The sequence below is a fragment of the Kribbella sp. NPDC051770 genome (assembly GCF_040681455.1).
Lineage (GTDB): Bacteria > Actinomycetota > Actinomycetes > Propionibacteriales > Kribbellaceae > Kribbella.
Map to the genome: position 1 here is coordinate 210,883 of NZ_JBFAYT010000008.1, position 19,961 is coordinate 230,843.

Below are 19,961 nucleotides of genomic sequence, written 5' to 3' on the forward strand. Positions count from 1 at the left end.
CCACGGATGTAGCAAAGACTACATCCACCTACCCGAGGTATTACCCGTTACGGCGTTACGGATTTCCACCGTCATTTGACCGATGCCGGGGACCGGCGCCGTCCGCACGCTGGGGTGCGACGCAGCCTCACGAAAGGACAGTGACATGACGGGCAAGCTCTCTGGCAAGGTCGCGATCGTCGCCGGCGGCTCGGCGAACATCGGCAAGCTGTTCGCCGAGGCACTGGCCGACGACGGCGCCGACGTGGTCGTGCACTATAACAGCCCGCGCCGGTCCGACGAGGCCGACGTCGTGGTCAAGGACCTGGCCAACCGCGGGGTCCGGGCGTTCTCGCACCAGGCCGACCTGACCAGCAACGCCGAGATCACCCGGCTGGTCGACACCGCGATCGACCGGTTCGGCAGCTGGGACATCCTGGTCAACACCGCCGGCCTGATCATCCGCAAGCCGCTGGCCGAGACCACCGAGGACGAGTACGACCGCTCGTTCGCGATCAACGCCAAGATCCCGTTCTTCTTCATGGCCGAGGCGGCCGGCAAGATGGCCGACAACGGGCGGATCGTCACCATGGTGACCACCCAGGTCGCGGTCACCGCCGCCACCTACTCGGCGTACGCCGGCAGCAAGGCCCCGGTCGAGCACTTCACCAAGGCCTTCGCCAAGGAGGTCGGCGCCCGCGGCGTCACGGTGAACTGCATCGCCCTCGGCCCGCAGAAGACGCCGTTCTTCTTCGACGCCGAGACCCCGGACACGATCGCCTGGCTGAGCGGCATGACCGTCACCGGCGAGCTCGGCGACCCGCACGACGTGGTTCCGGTGATGCGGTTCCTGACCGCGCCGGAGACGCGCTGGGTGACCGCCCAGACGGTCTACGTCAACGGCGGCATGATCTCCCCGATCAACTGACCGCCGGACGGTCACGGGTTGTCGACAGTGGTCACGCAGCGTCCTACACTCGCCAGCGGGGGTGGGGGAGATGCCGACAGCCGAAGAGGCTTACACGGAATCGATGTTCGGGCAGTTCAGCTACCTGGCCAACTGGTTGCCCGGTACGCCGCTGAAGCTCGGCCTGATCGGGGTGCTGCAGGGAAAGACGTTCGTCCCGAAGTCGCCGATCGGAACCTTCGGGGTGAGGTTCGGCACGACCAGCGAGCCGGGTCCGCAGCAGTCGCTGCAGTTCCAGTCGTCGAGCGAGATCAAGGTCGACGTCAAGGTCGCCGGTGAGGTGTCCAAGCTGGTGCCGGCGCTGCCCGAGGCGCAGGCCGGGGCCGCGGTGTCGTTCGGGGCGAGCAGCGGCGTGGTCTTCCACGCCCGGGGGATCACGATCAGCAGGGTCAGCGACGTGATCGGCCTCGAGGCGGCGATCTGGGACCTGTGGGACCGCGGCATCTGGAACCCGGACTGGGTGGTGATCACCGAGCTGGTGAAGGCCGACCGGACCACGGTGCTGATCTCCGAGGGCCGGTACGGCAAGGTCGAGCTCGGGGTCAGCGCGGCGGTGCCGGCCGGGCCGGTCGACCTCGGTGACCTGACCGGCGACCTGAGCGTCGTGTCGTCGTACGGCATGCACACGCAGCTGATCGGCGAAGGCGGGCTGAGTCCGCTGTTCCGCGCCGTACGGATCAAGAAGAGCCTGTTCGGTACGAAGATCACCGGCGCTCGCGCGGCGCTGCCGCCGACGGAGCCCGGGGTGACGCCGCGTCGCGGTGCGGAGCGTCCTGACGGCGACTTGACCGAGGACGCCACGGACTAGCGGGCAGGCACCTCATGCAGCGCGATCCTGTACCGGCCGGTCCCGGTCGGACGGCGGTGCCGGACCTCGACCCGGTAGTCGCCTTCCATCAGCGCGAGCTCGACGCGGACGTTGCCGCCGAGCCCGCCCTCGGCGATGTCGGCGATCGGTGCTTCGGTGCCGCCCCGGAAGACCTGCAGCTTGAGGTCGGTGTAGCCCGAGGTCTCGAGCCGGTACTCGCCGGGATGGTCGATCGTGAAGTGGAAGGCGTTCGTGGCGTCCGGCGTCGCGATCCGGGCGTCCTGCGGCGGCCCGTCGCAGACCAGTATGGTCGCTGCCGCGTCGGTCGCCGGGTAGCTCTGCGCGATGAACTCGCGGTCGAGCACCGACAGCGTCCGGTTGGCCTTGACCTCGTACCGGCCGGCGGTGAGCTCGGGCGGGATCGCGTAGAGCATGATCGACCGCGGGTCGAAGGCGGTGTGCCGGGTCTGACTGGTCGCGTACTTCGTGAGGAGGTTGCGCTCGATCTCCTCGTCGCTCCAGCCGTTCAGCGGCCCGCCGTAGTGCCGGTAGACGGCGGGCAGGTCCCACGGGATGCCCGCGGCCGGGCTGGAGTGCTCGTGCACGCAGCCGATCGCGTGCCCGAACTCGTGCAGCACCACCGGCTGCCACTCGTCGGGCTCGTCCTCGCGGAGCCAGCCGAAGTTCATCGTCGGCTCGCTGGGCGCCGCGGTCAGCGCCTCGGTGCCGACCAGCGACCACGAACCGCCCGGTACGAAGGCGATCCGGACCTCGGCGGTGCGCGGGTCGTCGACGAACGCGAACCGCAGCTTCGCGTGGTTCGTCCACTCGGTCGCCAGCGCCCGCACGCCCTCGCGTTGCGCTGCGGACCCGTCCAGGAAGGCGATCCGCAGCGTCCGGCCGTTGCTCCACATCCGCCTGGTCTCCAGCGCGAGGCGCAACCTCTGCTGCTTGGTCCTCGGCTTCGGGGCGTCGGGTGCGTTGGCCGGGCGTTCGTCGACGGCTCGCTCGGCGGCCTCCAGCACGAGATCGTCCTCGAGCGTCCGATCGACACAGCAGCGGATCAGTTCGTCCCCCATGGGCGCCACAGTGACACCGCTTCGAGCAGGAAGCCAGCCCGATGACGCTCCGGTTCGTGGTGAAGGTCGACCAGGCGTGGAAGCTGACCACGACCTGCCCTGACCTGCCCGCGTGGGAACCCGAGTCGGCCGGGCCGGACGAGCTGATCCGGATCGATGACGGGACCGGCCACACGATCCCGCGGCCGCCGTACGAGCTGCATCATCGGGACGCCGATCACGATGGTCTTGCGGCGGCCTCCGATGCCGCCGAAGTGATGGCCCTGTACGACGCGCTGCGCGAACGCCGGGCGACCCGCGACGAGCAGGAGCGCTTCGGGCACTACCTGTTCGACGTACTGCTCGGCAACGATCGCTGGTCCGAGATCCTGCAGACCGCCCAGGCGTACGGCCACCAGGCGATCGAGCTGGCGCTGGCGCTGCGACCCGACGACATCGACCTCGCGCGACTGAACTGGGAGATGCTCTGCGCCGGCGGCGGTTTCGTCGTCGCCGGGACACCGACGACGAAGGTCGCGATCACCCGCCTGGTCGAGACGGCGTACGCCGCGCCACCGCCGCTCGGCGTACCGCCGCGGGCGTTGTTCGTGATCGGCTCGTCCTGGCACGACGAGACGCTGCGGCCGGCTGCCGAACTGCTCGCGCTGCTCAAGCTCGGCCACGACGGACGCGCATTGCGCTACCGGGTGCTGGAGCACGCTCGGCCGCAGCAGATCCGCCGCGAGATCGAGGAGTTCCAGCCCGAGATCGTGCACTTCGTCGCGCACGGCGGCATCGACGCGGAGACCCGCCGCGGGTACCTGCTGCTCAAGCCCGACGAGCACGAAGCCGCCGAACGCCGGTACGCCGACCAGATCCTCTCCGACCTGCGCCGCGCTCCGGTCCCCGCGACGATCGTGGTCCTGAGCGCCTGCTCGACCGCCGGGGCGCCGGGCTCCGAGCGGCTGTTCGGCGCGAACGACGCGACCTCGATGGCCGCCGAACTGGTTGCCGGAGGCATTCCGGTCGTCGTCGGCATGGCCGGGCGGGTCGCGGATCTGGCCAGCCGGTTGTTCTCGCGGACCTTCGCCGAGTCGGTCGTGCACGGCGAGCCGCTGGTCCGGGCCACCGCCGAGGCGCGGGCCGCTGCGTTCGCGACCACCGAGGATCCGGTCGCGGGGATGGACTGGGCGTTGCCCGCTGTGTTCCTGTCCAGCCAGGTCCCGACCGACTACCGGCCGCTCGACACGACCGCGACGCAGGAACGCTGGGACGAGCTGGACGGCTGGATCCGCGGGTACGACGACGGGCACCTGCCGGTCTTCTGCGCGCGGGAGAACTTCCTGCCGCCGTTCCGCCGGATGTTCGAGCCGGGCACGAAGAAGTACGGGCTGGCGGCGTACACGGGCTCGCAGTTGAAGGGGACCGGGCGGACGAGGTTGCTGCGGGAGCTGGCGGCTCATGCTTTGCGCGACGGGCATCTGCCGTTGCTGCTGACCTCGGATCGCGATCATCCGCGGACGGCGTCCGGGCTCGGGAAGCTGTTCCTCGACGAGATCTCGCGGGTGCGGGTGAACGTGCTGGGGATCGACGAGGAGGACACCCAACTGCTGGCGCTCGAGGCCGACGCGCGAGATCGCCTGGAGCTGAACGTGCGGATGGCGCTGGAGCGCGCCGGCGAGGTGACGTCGCTGGTGCTGAACCGTGCGCTGCAGACCGACCTGAAGAACCTGCGCCGCGACGTCGCCCGGCAGATCCCGTACTTCGCCGGGCTGCAGAGCCGGATCGTGGTGCTGATGGACGACATCGACGAGTACGGCGGACTGCTGGACGACCTACTCGATCGGACGAACGGGTTGTTCACGCCGTACGGGCTGGGGACGAAGGCGTTGCCGGTGCCGGTGGTGCTGACGTGGGCGCACGGCCGCAGCGGGGACCAGTGGGTGCGTTCGCTGATCCCGAACCAGCAGGAGCATCCGTGGCTGGAGGTGGTCGAGCTGGCGCCGTTCTCGACGGTGAACGGTGAGGACTTGATGGCCTATCAGACGGTGCTGCTGCATCCGTTCGCTGGTGCTGGGGTCGCTGCGGATCATGTGCTGGGGAAGTCGTGGGTGTTCAACCCCGATGTCGGGCAGGCGCTGTTCCATGCCGTGCGCAACAATGCGCGGAACACCTTGAAGGGGATTCCGTTCAACTTCCACCAGCCGGCGTACGAGATCTGGGTGGAGCTGGCACAGCAGACCGGGTTCGTCGTGCCTGCGCGGGACGAGGATCACCTGACGTGGCTGAAGGCGGACCGATGAGCAGCGAGCCGGGGATCGCGGAGCTGGAACGGCGGATCACGGCGGACGTCGTACGGCGACGGCGGGCGGAGCTGGACGAGCTGGGGCGACATGCGCTGCTGTGGCTGGCGGTGACGCCTTCGTGGACCTGGCCGCTGGCGGAGGCTTGCTCGTTTCCGGTTGATGATCTGGATGCGTTTGTCGATCGGGCGGTCCGGGCGGGGATCTGCCGGGTGGCAAGGGCTGGTCGGGGTGGTGGGGATCAGGAGCTGAGGCTGCTCGCGGGGTTGGCGGAGTGGCTGCCGGCTGGACTGGTTGAGGAGGCGCTGCGCCTCGCGGCGGAGGCTGACGATGCTGGGCTGCAGGCGAGCGCAGTGGTCGCGCTGGCGCCGGTTGCTGCGCAGTGGGGGACGGTTGTCGAGTGTGTGTCGGCGATCGACCGTCCCGGGCCGCGGGCAACGGCTTGGGCGGGGATCTTCGGGTTCTTGCCTGAGGAGGAGCGCATTCGGCTGCTGCCGGAGGCGGTGGCGGCGGTGCTGGCGGTGCCTCGGGTGGATCATCGGCCGGGGTTGCTGGGGGAGCTGGCGAGGTGCTTGCCGGAGGAGGCGCGTGCCGGCGTCGTACCGGAGATCGCGGACGCGGTGGATGCGCTGAGCGATCCGGTTGATCGAGCGACTGCGTTGGTCGAGGTTGCGGATCTGGTGCCGAGGGAGGTGGAGCTCGATGGACTGGAGGAACCGGCGGACCGGGCGCGGCTGCGGTTGGATCTGATCCGGCGGCGGCCGTCCCGCGGGTTGGCGGCGCGGGCGCTCGAGGATGCACGGCAGGTGGTGGACCCGGTCGAGCGGGATCTGCTGCTGCTCGCGGTGGTGCAGGCGGATCCTTACGTGGAAGGCGATCTTGGGATCCAGGACCCGCAGACCCGGGCGTTGGCTTACGGGCTGGGATCAAAGCCGAAGCCGCTCACTCTGACCCAGCTGCTCGAAGGTCTCGCCGACCCGGCCACCCGAGTCACCGTTGCGGCCACGATCCTCGCCTCCAGGCGGGAGCTGGCTGTTGTGGATCTGGCGCTGCGAGCTGCTGCCGAGTTGCCGGACACTGCGGAATCGGCCGGGCCGTTGGCTGCCCTCGCCTCTGCTCTGGAAGGCGCGGCTGCGGCACCGATCATCCAGCGAGGCCTCCGCGCCGTCGCGCAGATCGGCGAGCCTGCTCGCCGCATCCAAGCGGGTCTCAACTTCGCCCCCGCGCTTCCACCCGACGTACTCGCCGACTACGCCGCGACCGTCAACTCCATCGAGGACTTCCCCACGCGCCTTCGGCTGCTCACGCGGCTGGTTCCGCTGCTCGACGATCCTCAGCGCGCGCAACTGATCGGGGACGCGCTGCGTATCGTCCGCAACCGCGGCTCCGCCGACAGCTTCTGGATGCCCGACGCCGTGCGGCACGACGTACTGGCTCAGCTCGACGTCCCCGAGTCCCTTCTCCACAAAGTCGTGCACGACATCGCCTCGGCTGTCAGCCGGACCCGCGCCCAGGTCCCCGCCCCCGTCCAGCGCTGGGCGCGCTTCGCCCAAGCCACCGCCGGTCGACGCCTCTCCGCGGCCGGGGCCGCGCGCTTCCTCGACCACGAAGTCAGCCGCGCCCTGACCGCCCGCGACCTCCCCGGCGCCCTCGACTGGATCGACACCGCGAAGCTCCTCGCCGCCACGCTCGGCAACGAGCTGGAAGGCTCGGTCCGGTACGCCGCCCGCCGGGTCGAGCTGCTGTACCGCCAGCGCCAGGACGCCCGTCGAGCCGTCCCGCTGCTCCTCCTCGACGAACAGGTCAACGCCTTCGAAGACCTGCTGGCCGACGCCGGAGATGCCTGGGCGCTGCACTACCTGGGCTCCGGCGGCGTCGGCAAGACCACCTTGCTGAGCCATCTGATCCGCTCCGCCGACGAGTACGAGATGGCCGTCGGTCGCGTCGACTTCGACTACCTCACGCCCGACTACCCGCGCGAACGCCCTGGCCAGCTGCTCCTGGAGCTGATGGCGGAGCTGCAGCTGTACGCCCGCGCCGGCCACGAGGAGTCCACCGTCGCGGCGTTCCACCAGAACGTCTCCACCCTGCACCGCACCTGGAACGCCGTACCGGCCTCCGAACGGCCCGAGCCGGTCGACGACCCCGACTTCCAGGCTCTCCTGACCACCTTCTGCGACTACCTCACTCTGCTCGGCCGCCGCCGAGTGGTGATCTTCCTCGACACCTGCGAGGAACTCGTCCGCTGGCAACCCGGCGACACCCACCTGCCGAGCGTGACCGCGACGTTCACGATCCTGGAGACGGTCCGCGCGATGCTCGACCGTGCGGGTGTCGATCTCAAGGTCGTCTTCGCCGGCCGCCGTCCTCTTGCCAGCGGCAACGGTCCCGGGCCCGGCGAGTGGACCGTGGAGGGGAGCGTCGACGACCTGCCGGCGCGCCCGTACCTGCGCGTGCACGAGATCCGGGGCTTCACCGAGGCGCAGGCCCGCGAGTACCTGCGCAGGATCCGCAAGCTCGACGTACCTGCGGAGGTCGAGACGGAGGTCCTCGCGCGGAGCGAGCAGCAACAGGACGCTCGGGTGCTCCGGACGGGGGAGCCGCGTGTGGACTCGCCCGACGAACCGAGCACGATGCGGGTCGACGAGCCGAGCGCGAGCTCGACCGGTGATCACGCGACTTCGGCGGGCGATCGGCGGTATCTGCCGTTCGACCTCGCGCTCTACGCCGACTGGCTGCTCGCCGACAGCACCCTGACCGCCGAGGAGATCCGCAGCGGCGGCGTGGACCCGTACATCGACCGCCGCATCGTCGCACGTGTGAAGTCGGAGGCCGCCAAGTCCCTCCTCCCGGCGCTCGCGCTCGTTCACCGAGCCGACGCCCCACTCCTCGAGGCCGTCTTCGACGGCGACCACGAATCCTTCCGCGAGGCCTTCGAGGCCCTGGCCGACCACGAGTGGATCCGCCGCTCGGCCGGCCCCGACCCGGCGGCCCGCGTGGAGCTCCAGTTCGAACCCCGCATGCACGACCGCCTCCGCGCGTACTACGAGCACGACGACCGCATCGACGAGCTCGACCGGGTACGCCGTGACCTGGTCCCCGTCCTCGAAGATCGCCTCGACCACCGCCAGCTGGGCGAGCTCTCCCCACTCCTCGTCGACGACGCCCTGAAGCTCCTCCCGGAAGACACCGCCGCCGACCACGTCCACACCCTGGTCCTCCGAGCCGCAGCCGGCGCCCGCTGGGACTGGATCGAAGAACTGGTCCGCCAGTTGCTCGGCGACAACGGCCTCCTCGGCCGCCACCCGCGGCACCCGGCGCGCCCGTCGGCCGAGGCGGCCCACGCGGCCTGGCTCACCCACGAGGGCCGGCAGGAAGAGGCGCAGGGCTTCTGGTCGTCGGTCCTCACCTCCGCGCAGCTGGACAACGACGGCTCGCGAGCGATCTGGCTGAGCCGCCGCGCACTGCTGAGCGCGAACGAGGTAGGAGAGATCGGCCAGGTGCTCCGCCAGACCCAACGCGCTCCGGTGCCGATGGCGACCGGCACGACGGAACCCGCGGCGGGTGCACGGGATTCGGCGGGTCGGGACGGTTCACCCGGCTCTGCGGGGCCAACGGGTTCGGCGGGCCCGGGCGGTCCACCTGGCTCGGTGGGTTCGTCGGCGATACCGCTCCTCCGCGTCGAGCCCGAGGACCTGCAGCTTGTCGCCTCATGCTGTGCGGCGCTGGATCGGGTTGCTGACTTCGACGAGCTGCGGGAGGTGAGCTTCCTCGACGAGTGGCTGGACGACGTCGAGCGGTGGGAGCTGCCGCCGTACCTGCGGGCCCACGTTCAGTTGCTCCGGGCAAGGATGTTGGCGGAGAACACGTTCGCGCTCGACGTCGCGGAGGTGATCTGGGCGGAGTCCGAGCAGGTCTGGCTCGATCTGGTCGTGCCGGACTCGATGCGCGACCGGATCCGCCTGTACCGAGTGGCGCTGAGCGTGGTGAGTCCAGTCGACGACGAGACGATGGCGCTGTGGTCGGACGAGGCGACGCGGACCATCGACGGGGAGCGCCTGCGGTCGGCGGTGCTGCGGGAGCAGCTCGCGCGGCGGCCGGTGAGCGGCGCGGTGGCGGAGGAGCTGCTCGAGTGGGACCGGTTCGAGGTGCGGCCGCGGCCCGTCTGCGGAGTGCATCGGCGAACCCAGCCGCTGTTCGTGTCGGCGGCGTACGCGCTGCTGTCGGACGGGGACCCGGAGCGTGCGCTTCAGGTGCTGGGCGAGCGACTGGCCTCGGCTGAGGATGGCGACCTGGAGACGGTTCGAGCGGCTGAGCTCGCGACGTTGCACGTCCTGCGCCGGGCGCGCATCGCGGCTCAGCGGTACCTGGTCTACCGGTGCATCCGGTCCGACGATCGCGAGGTGCGCGAGGCCGCGCTCGCCGTACTGGCGCTGACGGCCGAACCGCAGGAGGTGCAGAGTCTCGCTCCGGACGAGTGGCAGTACCAGGCGGCGTTCGGCGCCGGCTCGCGGGAGCGGCTGCGGGCCCTCGGCGAGGCGAAGGGCTGGCGGACGCGAGCGGATCGGCGAGTGGGCGAAGAGCTGGACCGGATGGAATGGCGGGCGCTGACCGGAGTGGAGACCACGACGTACAGCGTGGCTTTCCCGAGCGACCCGATCGCGAGCGCGCAGGCGCGGCTGCGGCTGAGCGCCTTCGACCGGAACATCCGCGAGTCGATCCCCGAAGGGCTCGGGCCGCGGCGGCTCGGGGAGCTGGCCTTCGAGGCCGGCGAGCTGATGGCACTGCGGCTGCCGGATCGTGCGGCCGAGCTGCTCGACCTGGCCGTGGCATGGTTCCGGACCGCCGGCGACCCGCTGTCGGCGGCAGAGGCTGAGGTGTGTGCCGCGATCGCGCACGCCCACGCGCGGCCGGACCGGCTGAGTGAGTCCGAGGGGCTGGAGCTGCTGGGGCGGATGATGGAGGCCCGGCGGACGAGCGACGAGTTGTCGACGCAGCTGAGCCCGGATCCCGACCCCGGCGAGCGCGGTCCCATGCGCCCGGGCTCGTCGGTCTTCCCGGCCGGGATGGATCAGAACGGGTGGCCGATCCGGGCCGTGTTCGTGGAGATGTGGGCGCAGGGTTCGCGGAGCGCCGACGACGCGTCGCTGCCGGTCGAGTTCCAGCATGGCCGGTACGACTTCGAGCTCCCTGGGCGTGCTCGGCGGGTGCCGACCACCGTGGTGACCGGGGTGGCGGCTGTTGTCGGCGTGGCCGTGGCGACGGCTGTGCAGGTGTGGTCGGGGCAGCGGTTGCTGGCTGCGCTCGGGGTCTCGCTGGCGGCTGTGGCGGTGCTGGTCGCGTTGCCGATCGGGGTCGTGTGGTTCGCGCGGATGATGACGCGGACGGTCACGGATCTCGGGCGGCAGGGGACCGCGGCGCGGATCGTCGTACGGGCTGTTGGCAATGGTGTGGTGACCGTCGAGCTGCGGATTCGGGAGGCGGGGCTGCATCGGCGGGAGGCTTCGGTGCTGGAATCGATTCGGTTGATGGGGGACCTGTACGGCGCGATCCTGGCACGGCGGCCGGCGCGGTTGTTCGATAGTGCGGAGCGGGTTGCGGCGACGGTTTCCTGGCAGCCGGGGACACGGCTGGGTGGGCTGCCGGTCGAGGTGGTGCGGCCGCTGCGGGAGTTGCGGGAGGCACAGGGGAGGACCAACCTGTGCGTGGATCTCGACGTACCGCTGGAGCTTGCGGGGCTGGACTGGGAGCGAGCGGTCGAGACGGCGGTGGACGGTCGGCCGCCGCTGCAGCCGGGGTCGGGGCCGCTGTACGTCTCGCGGGTGACGAGTGCGCCGGCGGGCAAGCTGCCGCCGATGAACCGACGGGAGTTGTCCTTCGGGGTTGTTGCGTCGTCGGCTTGGATTCGTGGGGCCGATCAGGTGTGGTCGCGGGTTGCGGAGCCGTTGCGGGCTTCGGATGAGCTGGTGCGGCCGACGGTGTTCCATGCGATCGGGCAGCCTTCGCGGACCGGGGACTGGTTGGAGATCCCGGGGGACTCGGTGAGCTCGTCGTCGTCGGCTCCGGCACCCGGCAGGCGGTTGACCGGCGACTTCCTGCCTGGTGGGACGACGCTGGTGGTGCTCCAGGTCGAGCCGTACGCGATCGAGCGGCGGACGGCGACCGACCGCGACGCCGTCGCCGGGCTGAAGCAGTTGGCGTACGGCGTACATGCGAACGGCGCTTGGGCCGTGGTGGTGATCCCGAGCCTGCCGCCTGAGCTGGCGACCGAGGTGGTGACGGTCATTGCCGACACGCTGAGGCTCGAGCGGGACCGGTTCTACAGGCTCGGGGCGTCGCTGGTCCGGAAGATCCAGCGGGAGGACCCGTTGGCCAGTCGGCTGCGGGAGGCGCGGCGTCAAGCGCAGGCGATCGTGCGTGGGTGGGACGGGTGGTCGGAGGAGACGCCGGAGAGTCTGCCGGTGGAGCTGGCCGATGACATCTGCCTGTATCTGCGCGACGGTGCGGTGCGGAGCTGACCACCGGGCGGCAGCTGCGCGGGGTGAGGGGAGCGTGCGGCGCAGGTCGGTGTGGATCAACCACCCCCGTGGGGCAGGATGGGCTCATGACTTCTCCGACGACCCCCGACAGCACGTCGTACCGGCCGGATGCGGAGGTGGTGGAGCTGTGCAGCGAGCTGATTCGCTTCGACACCACCAACTACGGCAACGGGAAGAGCAACGGCGAGCGGGGTGCGGCGGAGTACGTCGCGGCGAAGCTCGACGAGGTGGGGATCGAGTCGACGATCTACGAGTCGGAGCCGGGGCGGGCGACGCTGGTCGCGCACTGGGAGGGGGAGGACCAGTCGGCCGACCCGCTGCTCGTGCACGGGCACCTGGACGTCGTACCGGCGGACCCGAAGGACTGGAAGGTCGATCCGTTCGCCGGTGAGATGTTCGACGGGTGCGTCTGGGGTCGCGGTGCGGTCGACATGAAGGACTTCGACGCGATGGTGCTGTCGGTGGTCCGGGCGCGGCAGCGGGCCGGGGTCAAGCCGCGGCGGCCGGTGCGGCTGGTGTTCACGGCCGACGAGGAGGCCGGCGGCCTGTACGGCGCGCAGTGGCTGATCAACAACCACCCGGACACGATCGCGGACTGCACCGAGGGGATCGGTGAGGTCGGCGGGTTCTCGATCACCGTGCAGGACGACCTGCGGCTGTACCTGATCGAGACGGCCGAGAAGGGCATGAACTGGATGCGCCTGAAGGCCCGCGGCACCGCCGGGCACGGGTCGATGGTGAACGACGACAACGCGGTCACCGAGCTGGCGCGGGCGGTGACCCGGATCGGCGAGCACGAGTGGCCGCTGCGGATCACGCCGACCGTGCGCGAGTTCCTGAAGACGCTGGAGGACCTGCTCGGCACCGAGCTGGACCCCGAGGACCGGTCCGGCGTGCTGTCGAAGCTCGGCTCGTTCAGCCGGATGTTCGGCGCGACGATCCGCAACACCGCCAACCCGACGATGCTGAACGCCGGCTACAAGGTGAACGTCATCCCCGGCGACGCCGAGGCGCACATCGACGGCCGGTTCCTGCCGGGGTACGAGGACGAGTTCTTCGCCACCATCGACGAACTGCTCGGCGACAAGGTGCAGCGCGAGACGGTGATCGAGGACATCGCGCTGGAGACCGAGTTCAGCGGCGGCCTGGTCGAGGCGATGAAGTCGTGCCTCGCGGCCGAGGACCCGCAGGCCCGTACGGCGCCGCTGCTGATGTCCGGCGGCACCGACGCGAAGTCGTGGTCCCGCCTCGGCATCCGCTGCTTCGGCTTCGTCCCGCTGCAACTCCCGCCGGACCTGGACTTCATGGGGATGTTCCACGGCATCGACGAGCGAGTCCCGACGGCGTCGCTGGAGTTCGGCTCGCGGGTGCTCGACCGGTTCCTGACGGAGGCCTGAAAACCGCTGGGGGCTCGGCTGCCGGTGGGATGCTGGCCGGGATGCCCGAGATCGTCATCACCACGCTGGCCGAGCGGCCGGAGGTCACGCCGTACCTGGGGGACTTCTGGGGTGTGTGGCCGCGGTTCATGCTGAACGACCTGATCGCGGATGCGTTGCTGTGGCGGGTGACGGAGGAGTTCGCCGATCAGTGCCTGATCGCGACCGAGGACGGGGAGCTGGTCGCGCATGCTCGGAGCATCGGGTTTTGCTTTCGGGTCCGGGGATCGGACGGAGCTGCCGGCTGGCGGGTGGGATCAGGTGATGCAGTGGGGTGCGACGATCTCGATCGCGGGCGGGTGCAACGATCATCGGGGTCGCGCCGCGGTCGATGGTGATCGCGGGGACGCTGGGGGAGTGGCGCGCGTGGACGGGGTTGCCGTTCGACCGCACGGGGCCGGTGCTGGTGCCGAAGGCGCTGGCGCCGGTGATGTGCGATGCGGAGCATGACCATGCGGTGTACGTCGAGCCGAATGTCTGGGTGCGGCACGACTTGTAGAAAGTGCTCAGAGCGTCCGCATCACCTTGATGATGCGCCGCCGGAGCCACACCTTTCGGCGCCCGTCGGGATACCGCCGCAGCCGGGCGAGTTCCCAGCCGCCGTACTCGGCGTGTTCGGTGAGCAGGCGGCGGACCGCTCCGCGGGACTCTGTTCGGGACACCTCGAACTGCTGCAACTCGTACTCGGCCATCCGCACCTCCGTCACTTCAGGCGTTACCTCACGACACATCCTCCAGCGCGGCCGTGATGGCCGGCGGAAGGGTGAGCTCCTCCGTTCCCAGCACCGACTTCAACTGCATCGCCGTCCGGGCGCCGACGATGGCCGCCGTCACGCCCGGCCGGTCCCGGACCCAGGTCAGGGCGACCTCGAGCGGGCTCCAGCCGAGCCCGTCGGCGGCGCGGGCGACCGCTTCCACGATGCCCGAACCGCGGCCGTCGAGGTAGGGGTCGACGAATCTGGACAGATGCTGAGACGCGGCCCGGGAGTCCGCGGGGATCCCGGTCCGGTACTTCCCAGTCAACACGCCCCGTCCAAGCGGCGACCAGGCCAGTACGCCGATGCCGAGCCCACCGGCGGCGCGGATGGCGTCGGCTTCGGCGTCGCGGGCGAGCAGCGAGTACTCGACCTGGTTCGAGACCGGTACGGCGCGACCGGGCCAGGCCTGCTGCCAGGTGACGGCCCGGGCCGACTTCCAGCCCGCGTAGTTCGACACCCCGACGTACCGGACCTTGCCGGAGCTGACCGCGTGGTCGAGCGCCGAGAGCGTCTCCTCCAGCGGTACGTCGTCGGACCAGGTGTGCAGCTGCCACAGGTCGATGTGGTCGACGCCGAGCCGCCGCAGCGACCCTTCCAGATCGCGGAGCAGCGCACCGCGCGAGGTGTCGGTGATCCGTTCGCCGCGCCGGACGCTGAACCCCGCCTTGGTCGCGATGACCAGGTCGTCGCGGTCGACGACGTCGCTGATCAGCGAGCCGATCAGGCGCTCGCTGTCACCGTCCCCGTACGCCGCCGCGGTGTCGATCAGGGTCCCGCCCGCCGCCACGAAGGCGGCGAGCTGTTCACGGGCCTCGTGCTCGTCGGTGTCCCGGCCCCAGGACATCGTGCCCAGTCCGAGGCGGCTCACCGCCAGACCACTGTGACCCAGATAGCGCTGCTGCATACACCGAGCCTATTGCCGACGACCGGGAACGGCTCGTTAGGCTCGCCTGTCATGCGACTCGGACTCAACATCGGCTTCGTCCTCGGTGGCGACGACCACCTCGATCACCTGAGGCTGGTGAAGGAGGCCGAAGCGCTCGGTTTCTCGGTCACCTGGGCCGCGGAGGCGTACGGCTCGGACGCGGTGACGCTGCTCACCTGGATCGCCGCGCAGACCTCGACGATCGACGTCGGCGCCGGCGTCCTGCAGATCCCCGCCCGGACCCCCGCGATGACCGCGATGACCGCGGCGACCCTCGACCGGCTGTCCGGCGGCCGGTTCCGGCTCGGTCTCGGCGTGTCCGGCCCGCAGGTGTCCGAGGGCTGGCACGGGGTCCGCTTCGCGAAGCCGCTGGAGCGCACCCGCGAGTACGTCGAGATCGTCAACCGCGCGCTCCGCCGCGAGACGATCGCGTACGACGGCAGGCACTTCACGCTGCCGCTGCCGGACGGCCCGGGCAAGGCGCTGAAGCTGTCCACCCGCCCGCTGCGTGACCACGTGCCGGTGTACCTTGCGGCGGTCGGGCCGAAGAACCTCGAACTGGCCGGCGAGATCGCCGACGGCTGGCTCGGCATCCTGAACGACCCCGCGTACCTGGGAGAACAGTTGAACCACATCCGGACGGGCCGCGCGACGCGCGAGCCCGGCCTCGGCCTGGACGGCTTCGACGTCGTCGCGACCGTGCCGGTGATGACCGGCGACGACCTGCAGGCCGCCGCCGACCCGATCCGCGGCTACACCGCCCTGTACGTCGGGGGGATGGGCAGCCGGGAGAAGAACTTCTACAACCAGCTCGCGGTGCGGATGGGCTACGCCGACGCCGCCAAGGAGGTCCAGGACCTGTACCTGGCCAAGCAGCACCGGGAGGCGATGGCGGCCGTCCCGTTCGGTTTCATCGACGCGATCTCGCTGCTCGGCGACAAGGCGCGGATGGCCGACAAGCTCACGGCGTACGCCGAAGCCGGGGCCACCACGCTCGCCCTGACCCCGTTCGCCTCGACGGTGGACGAGCGGGTCGCCGCCCTGCGCCAGGTGTCCGAAGCCCTCGACCACGCCGGGATCGGTGACTGAGACTTGTCCATCTGGGACGCCATCATCCTCGGCATCGTCGAGGGGCTCACCGAGTTCCTGCCCGTCTCGAGCACCGGGCACCTGACCATCACCTCGAAGATCCTGGGTCAGCAGATCGACGACCCGGCGATCACGGCCTTCACGGCGGTGATCCAGTTCGGCGCGATCGCGGCGGTTGTGCTGTTCATGTGGAAGGACATCAGGACGTACGCCGTGGCCTGGTTCAAGGGGCTGCGGCACCCGGAGTACCGGGGCGAGTTCGACCACCGGATGGGCTGGTTCGTGATCGTCGGCTCGCTGCCGATCTGCGTCGTCGGGTTCGTCTTCCGGGACCTGATCTCCGGCCCGCTGCGCAGCATGTGGTGGGTGGCCGGGTCGCTGATCGGCTGGTCGTTCTTCATGGTCGCCGCCGAGCGCCTGGGCAGCAAGGCCCGCCCGCTGACCCGGATCACGCTGATCGACGCGATCGTGATGGGCATCATCCAGTGCCTCGCGCTGATCCCCGGCGTCTCGCGCTCCGGCGCGACGATCACCGCGGGCCTGTTCCGCGGCCTGGACCGGGTCGCGGCGACCCGGATGGCCTTCCTGCTGGGCATCCCGGCGCTGGTCGGCGCCGCGATCTTCCAGTTGCCTGAGGCCCTCAACGGCGACGTCGGCGTCGTCCCGGTCGTGGTCGGGACGGTCGTCAGCTTCATCGTGGGCTACGCGTCGGTCGCCTGGCTGATCAAGTTCGTCGCCAAGCACACCACCGAGGTGTTCGCCTTCTACCGGGTGCTGCTCGGCATCGTCATCGTCATCCTGCTGGCCACGAGCACGATCACCGCGACCTAGTACGCCGGTACGCTCCCGCGGCTGTGAACACCAACCGGGGGCCTGGGACAGGAAATAACCTGTCCCAGGCCCCCAGTTGGTGTCCGAGCAGCCCGGAGCGGGCCGGGCCGAGCCGGGCTACAGCCAGCCGGCGCGGCGGAAGCCGGCGTACATGGTGGTGCAGACGACGGCCATCAGGGCCAGGCAGGCGAAGTAGCCGTAGTACCAGCGCAGCTCGGGCATGTTGGTGAAGTTCATGCCGTAGATGCCGGCCAGCATCGTCGGCGCCGCGGCGATCGCGACCCAGGCGGAGATGCGGCGCATGTCGTCGTTCTGCTGGACCGAGACGCGGGCCAGGTGCGCGTTCAGCGCGGAGCTGAGCAGCGTGTCGAGGGCGTCGGTCTGGTCGGAGACCCGGATCACGTGGTCGGCGACGTCGCGGAAGAACGGCGCGGCCTCCTTCGAGACCAGCGGGACCGAGCCGTGCGCGAACGCCTCCATCGGGTCGCGCAGCGGGCCGATCGCGCGGCGCATCTCCAGCACCTCGCGCTTGAGCAGGTAGATCCGCTCGGCGTCGCTGGTGCGTTCGGGGGAGAAGACCGAGCTCTCCACCTCGTCGACGTCGATCTCGACCTGCTCGGCGACCGACTCGTAGCCGTCGACGACCGAGTCGCAGATCGCCCACAGGACGGCGGCCGGGCCGTGGCCGAGGACCGAGGCGCGTTCCTCCAGGTCCTTGCGGGCGGTGGTCAGCGGCGCGCCCTCGCCGTGCCGGACCGTGACGACGTACCGGGGCCCGACGAAGACGCTGACCTGGCCGGTCTCGACCGCGTCGCCGGCGTCGACGTACCAGAGCGTGCGCAGTACGACGACCACCGAGTCGCCGAACCGCTCGACCTTCGGCCGCTGGTGCGCCTTCAGCGCGTCCTCGACCGCCAGCGGGTGCAACCCGAACAGCTTCTGCACCCGGGTCAGCTCGTGCTCCGACGGCTCGTGCAGGCCGACCCAGCCGAAGCTCTCGCCGTGGTCGTCGATCGCCTGCGCGACGGTCTCCGGGTCGGCGGGCAGGTCCATCCGCTCGCCCTCGGCGTACACCCCGCAGTCGACAATCACAAGACCCACTATCCCACCGGGCACTTGCGCGGACCGGATAACGTGCGGTCTATGCCCACGGTGATTCTGGTCCGGCACGGCCGTAGCAGTGCCAACACGTCCGGCGTCCTGGCCGGCCGGACTCCGGGCGTCAAGCTCGACGACACCGGCGTGCAGCAGGCCGCTGCCGTCGCCGAGCGGCTCGCCGAGCTGCCGCTGGCCGCGATCGTCACGTCCCCGCTGGACCGCTGCAAGCAGACCGCCGCGGCGATCGCCAAGCACCACCCCGGGTTGCGTCCGGCAACCGACCGGCGGCTGACCGAGGCCGGGTACGGCGACTGGACCGGCCAGAAGATCAGCACGCTGGCCAAGGACCCGCTCTGGGCGGTCGTCCAGCAGCACCCGTCCGCGGTGACCTTCCCGAACGGCGAGTCGATGCGCGGCATGCAGCAGCGCGCGGTCGACGCGGTCCGCGCCCACGACGCCGCGCTGGCTGCCAGCCACGGGCCGAACGCGCTCTGGGTCGCGGTGTCGCACGGCGACGTGATCAAGGCGATCGTCGCCGACGCCCTCGGCCAGCACCTGGACACCTTCCAGCGGATCGTCGTCGACACCGCCAGTACGACGATCATCACCTACACCGCGACCCGCCCGTTCCTGGTCCGGCTGAACGACTCCGGCAGCGAGCTGGCCTCGCTCGTCCCGCCGCCGCCCAAGACGAAGCGCGGCGCCAAGAAGTCCGCGGCACCCTCCTCGGACGCGGTTGTCGGCGGCCGGTAGATAGGGTCTGTGGCATGGCGCGTGTAGTGCATTCGTACGACGACCCGGACCGGTTCGTCGCCGGCACCGTGGGAGAGCCCGGGGCCCGCACCTTCTTCCTGCAGGCCCGGGCCGGGACCCGGCTCACCTCGGTGGCCTGCGAGAAGGAACAGGTGATGGCGCTCGCGGAGCGGCTCGACGTGATGCTGGACGAGGTGGCCCGGCGGTTCGACCGCGAGCCGGCCACGGTCACCGGCGTCGACGACACCGACCCGCTCGAGCAGCCGATCGAGGAGGAGTTCCGGGCCGGCACCATGACGCTGGCCTGGGAGGCCGACGCCGAGCGGGTGGTGATCGAGGTGTTCGCGGTCGTCACCGGTGAGCAGGCCGAGCTCGAGGAGGAGGACCCGGTCGCCGCGGCGATGGAGTCCGAGGACTCCGAGGTGTTCATCGTCCGGATCAGCGAGGAGCAGGCCCGGGCGTTCGCCCGCCGGGCGGTCGCGCTGGTCGCGTCCGGCCGGCCGAGCTGCCCGTTCTGCGGCCGCCCGATCGACCCCGAGGGCCACATCTGCCCGCGCGCCAACGGCTACCGCAGGCACGTCCGCGAATGAACCCGGACCTGCTCGCACGCGGCGAGCTGTCCCTGAACGGGCGGCTGGTCGCCGCGTCGAACGGCACCTTCCAGGGCGAGGTCAGCCTGGACGGCGAGACCGCCACGGTCGTCTACAAGCCGGTCCAGGGCGAGCGCCCGCTGTGGGACTTCCCCGACGGCACGCTGGCCCAGCGCGAGTACGCGGCGTACGTCGTGTCGGAGGCGCTCGGCTGGCACGTCGTACCGCCGACGCTGCTGCGCGACGGGCCGCTCGGCGAGGGCATGGTCCAGCTCTGGATCGACGAGGCGGAGCTGCCGCCGGGGGAGACCGAGCTGGTCGACATCGTCCCGCAGGGGCGCGTCCCGGCCGGGTGGGTCGGGGTGCTGGACGCGCTGGACGGCCGGCACAACCCGGTGACGCTGGTGCACGCGGACAACGAGCAGCTGCGGCGGATGGCGGTGTTCGATGCCGTGGTCAACAATGCCGACCGCAAGGGCGGCCACGTACTGAACCCGGGCGACGGGCGGGTCTTCGGCGTCGATCACGGCGTCACGTTCAACGCCGACGACAAGCTCCGGACGGTGCTGTGGGGTTGGGCCGGTGAGGCCGTGGCCGAGGAGCTGCTGGACGACGTACGGAAGCTCGCAGACGGGCTGGCCGGGGCGTTCGGGCAGGAGCTGTGCACGCTGATCACCGCGGTCGAGCTGTCGGCGACGCGGGAGCGCTGCGCGACGCTGCTGAAGACCGGGACCTACCCGCTGCCGAGCGACGACTGGCCGGCCATCCCGTGGCCGGCGTTCTGATCCCTGGACCTGGACGCATAGTTGATTGGTTGACTGGATAGG

At 70.5% G+C, this 19,961-nt stretch carries 16 protein-coding genes; 12 read left to right on the forward strand and 4 right to left on the reverse strand.

Annotated features, from left to right (window positions below; all coding sequences use genetic code 11):
* Positions 1-145: 145 nt before the first annotated feature.
* Both AB0M01_RS26100 and AB0M01_RS26105 read left to right on the forward strand, forming a co-directional pair.
* The gene (locus AB0M01_RS26100) at positions 146-907 is read left to right on the forward strand and encodes an SDR family oxidoreductase (RefSeq protein ID WP_363673878.1); all 762 of its coding nucleotides are present in this window, start codon (positions 146-148) and stop codon (positions 905-907) included.
* A 70-nt stretch (positions 908-977) separates the two neighbouring features.
* A complete protein-coding gene (locus AB0M01_RS26105) occupies positions 978-1,754 on the forward strand; it encodes a hypothetical protein (RefSeq protein ID WP_363673880.1) in 777 nt (258 codons plus the stop codon).
* On the opposite strand, the gene AB0M01_RS26110 is transcribed toward AB0M01_RS26105, so the two are convergent.
* A complete protein-coding gene (locus tag AB0M01_RS26110; RefSeq protein WP_363673882.1) occupies positions 1,751-2,833 on the reverse strand; it encodes a hypothetical protein in 1,083 nt (360 codons plus the stop codon). The two genes, AB0M01_RS26105 and AB0M01_RS26110, sit on opposite strands and share 4 nt — an antisense overlap.
* Before the next feature lie 41 nt (positions 2,834-2,874).
* On the opposite strand from AB0M01_RS26110, the gene AB0M01_RS26115 reads away from it, so the two are divergent.
* The 5 genes from AB0M01_RS26115 (at position 2,875) to AB0M01_RS26135 (ending at position 13,589) form a co-directional block, all read left to right on the forward strand.
* Positions 2,875-5,115 carry a CHAT domain-containing protein gene (locus tag AB0M01_RS26115; RefSeq protein ID WP_363673884.1) on the forward strand — a complete coding sequence of 747 codons (2,241 nt, stop codon included), beginning with the start codon at positions 2,875-2,877 and terminating at the stop codon, positions 5,113-5,115.
* Positions 5,112-11,633: a hypothetical protein gene (locus AB0M01_RS26120; protein ID WP_363673887.1), complete on the forward strand. Its 6,522-nt coding sequence runs from the start codon at positions 5,112-5,114 to the stop codon at positions 11,631-11,633. The genes AB0M01_RS26115 and AB0M01_RS26120 overlap by 4 nt, the downstream gene beginning before the upstream one ends.
* 86 nt (positions 11,634-11,719) lie before the next feature.
* Positions 11,720-13,051 carry a M20/M25/M40 family metallo-hydrolase gene (locus AB0M01_RS26125; protein ID WP_363673889.1) on the forward strand — a complete coding sequence of 444 codons (1,332 nt, stop codon included), beginning with the start codon at positions 11,720-11,722 and terminating at the stop codon, positions 13,049-13,051.
* Between the two features lie 41 nt (positions 13,052-13,092).
* Positions 13,093-13,428, forward strand: coding sequence for a hypothetical protein (locus tag AB0M01_RS26130; protein WP_363673891.1), 336 nt, complete (start codon positions 13,093-13,095; stop codon positions 13,426-13,428).
* Positions 13,422-13,589, forward strand: coding sequence for a hypothetical protein (locus AB0M01_RS26135; RefSeq protein WP_363673893.1), 168 nt, complete (start codon positions 13,422-13,424; stop codon positions 13,587-13,589). The genes AB0M01_RS26130 and AB0M01_RS26135 overlap by 7 nt, the downstream gene beginning before the upstream one ends.
* Positions 13,590-13,596: 7 nt before the next feature.
* Here AB0M01_RS26135 and AB0M01_RS26140 read toward each other — a convergent pair whose 3' ends face one another.
* Together AB0M01_RS26140 and AB0M01_RS26145 are read right to left on the reverse strand one after the other, a co-directional pair.
* Complete coding sequence (locus tag AB0M01_RS26140) at positions 13,597-13,782, reverse strand: DUF5703 family protein (RefSeq protein ID WP_363673895.1); 186 nt, start codon at positions 13,780-13,782, stop codon at positions 13,597-13,599.
* A 28-nt stretch (positions 13,783-13,810) separates the two neighbouring features.
* Positions 13,811-14,752 carry an aldo/keto reductase gene (locus tag AB0M01_RS26145; protein ID WP_363673898.1) on the reverse strand — a complete coding sequence of 314 codons (942 nt, stop codon included), beginning with the start codon at positions 14,750-14,752 and terminating at the stop codon, positions 13,811-13,813.
* A 51-nt stretch (positions 14,753-14,803) separates the two neighbouring features.
* Between AB0M01_RS26145 and AB0M01_RS26150 the strand changes: the two genes are divergently transcribed.
* Entirely contained in the window at positions 14,804-15,862 is a 1,059-nt protein-coding gene (locus tag AB0M01_RS26150; RefSeq protein WP_363673900.1) for an LLM class F420-dependent oxidoreductase, read from the forward strand.
* A gap of 3 nt (positions 15,863-15,865) precedes the next feature.
* On the forward strand, positions 15,866-16,693 hold the full coding sequence (locus tag AB0M01_RS26155) for an undecaprenyl-diphosphate phosphatase (RefSeq protein ID WP_363673902.1): 828 nt from the start codon (positions 15,866-15,868) through the stop codon (positions 16,691-16,693).
* 117 nt (positions 16,694-16,810) lie between these two features.
* Here AB0M01_RS26155 and corA read toward each other — a convergent pair whose 3' ends face one another.
* Complete coding sequence (gene corA / locus AB0M01_RS26160; protein ID WP_363673905.1) at positions 16,811-17,794, reverse strand: magnesium/cobalt transporter CorA; 984 nt, start codon at positions 17,792-17,794, stop codon at positions 16,811-16,813.
* A 42-nt stretch (positions 17,795-17,836) separates the two neighbouring features.
* Between corA and AB0M01_RS26165 the strand changes: the two genes are divergently transcribed.
* Genes AB0M01_RS26165 through AB0M01_RS26175 form a run of 3 tightly spaced genes read left to right on the forward strand, consistent with a single transcriptional unit; the run spans position 17,837 to position 19,919 of the window.
* Entirely contained in the window at positions 17,837-18,544 is a 708-nt protein-coding gene (locus AB0M01_RS26165) for a histidine phosphatase family protein (RefSeq protein WP_363673907.1), read from the forward strand.
* A gap of 14 nt (positions 18,545-18,558) precedes the next feature.
* Positions 18,559-19,134 carry a DUF3090 domain-containing protein gene (locus tag AB0M01_RS26170; RefSeq protein ID WP_363673909.1) on the forward strand — a complete coding sequence of 192 codons (576 nt, stop codon included), beginning with the start codon at positions 18,559-18,561 and terminating at the stop codon, positions 19,132-19,134.
* Positions 19,131-19,919: an SCO1664 family protein gene (locus AB0M01_RS26175; protein WP_363673911.1), complete on the forward strand. Its 789-nt coding sequence runs from the start codon at positions 19,131-19,133 to the stop codon at positions 19,917-19,919. The genes AB0M01_RS26170 and AB0M01_RS26175 overlap by 4 nt, the downstream gene beginning before the upstream one ends.
* Positions 19,920-19,961 lie beyond the last annotated feature (42 nt).

Excerpts from the sequence above, each read along its gene's own strand:
- AB0M01_RS26115 (WP_363673884.1), top strand. The coding sequence starts at position 2,875 with ATGACGCTCCGGTTCGTGGTGAAGGTCGACCAGGCGTGGAAGCTGACC.
- AB0M01_RS26175 (WP_363673911.1), top strand. The coding sequence starts at position 19,131 with ATGAACCCGGACCTGCTCGCACGCGGCGAGCTGTCCCTGAACGGGCGG.
- AB0M01_RS26120 (WP_363673887.1), top strand. The coding sequence starts at position 5,112 with ATGAGCAGCGAGCCGGGGATCGCGGAGCTGGAACGGCGGATCACGGCG.
- AB0M01_RS26150 (WP_363673900.1), top strand. The coding sequence starts at position 14,804 with ATGCGACTCGGACTCAACATCGGCTTCGTCCTCGGTGGCGACGACCAC.
- AB0M01_RS26170 (WP_363673909.1), top strand. The coding sequence starts at position 18,559 with ATGGCGCGTGTAGTGCATTCGTACGACGACCCGGACCGGTTCGTCGCC.
- AB0M01_RS26100 (WP_363673878.1), top strand. The coding sequence starts at position 146 with ATGACGGGCAAGCTCTCTGGCAAGGTCGCGATCGTCGCCGGCGGCTCG.
- AB0M01_RS26130 (WP_363673891.1), top strand. The coding sequence starts at position 13,093 with ATGCCCGAGATCGTCATCACCACGCTGGCCGAGCGGCCGGAGGTCACG.
- AB0M01_RS26165 (WP_363673907.1), top strand. The coding sequence starts at position 17,837 with ATGCCCACGGTGATTCTGGTCCGGCACGGCCGTAGCAGTGCCAACACG.
- AB0M01_RS26140 (WP_363673895.1), bottom strand. The coding sequence starts at position 13,782 with ATGGCCGAGTACGAGTTGCAGCAGTTCGAGGTGTCCCGAACAGAGTCC.
- AB0M01_RS26125 (WP_363673889.1), top strand. The coding sequence starts at position 11,720 with ATGACTTCTCCGACGACCCCCGACAGCACGTCGTACCGGCCGGATGCG.
- AB0M01_RS26135 (WP_363673893.1), top strand. The coding sequence starts at position 13,422 with ATGGTGATCGCGGGGACGCTGGGGGAGTGGCGCGCGTGGACGGGGTTG.
- AB0M01_RS26145 (WP_363673898.1), bottom strand. The coding sequence starts at position 14,752 with ATGCAGCAGCGCTATCTGGGTCACAGTGGTCTGGCGGTGAGCCGCCTC.
- AB0M01_RS26105 (WP_363673880.1), top strand. The coding sequence starts at position 978 with ATGCCGACAGCCGAAGAGGCTTACACGGAATCGATGTTCGGGCAGTTC.
- AB0M01_RS26110 (WP_363673882.1), bottom strand. The coding sequence starts at position 2,833 with ATGGGGGACGAACTGATCCGCTGCTGTGTCGATCGGACGCTCGAGGAC.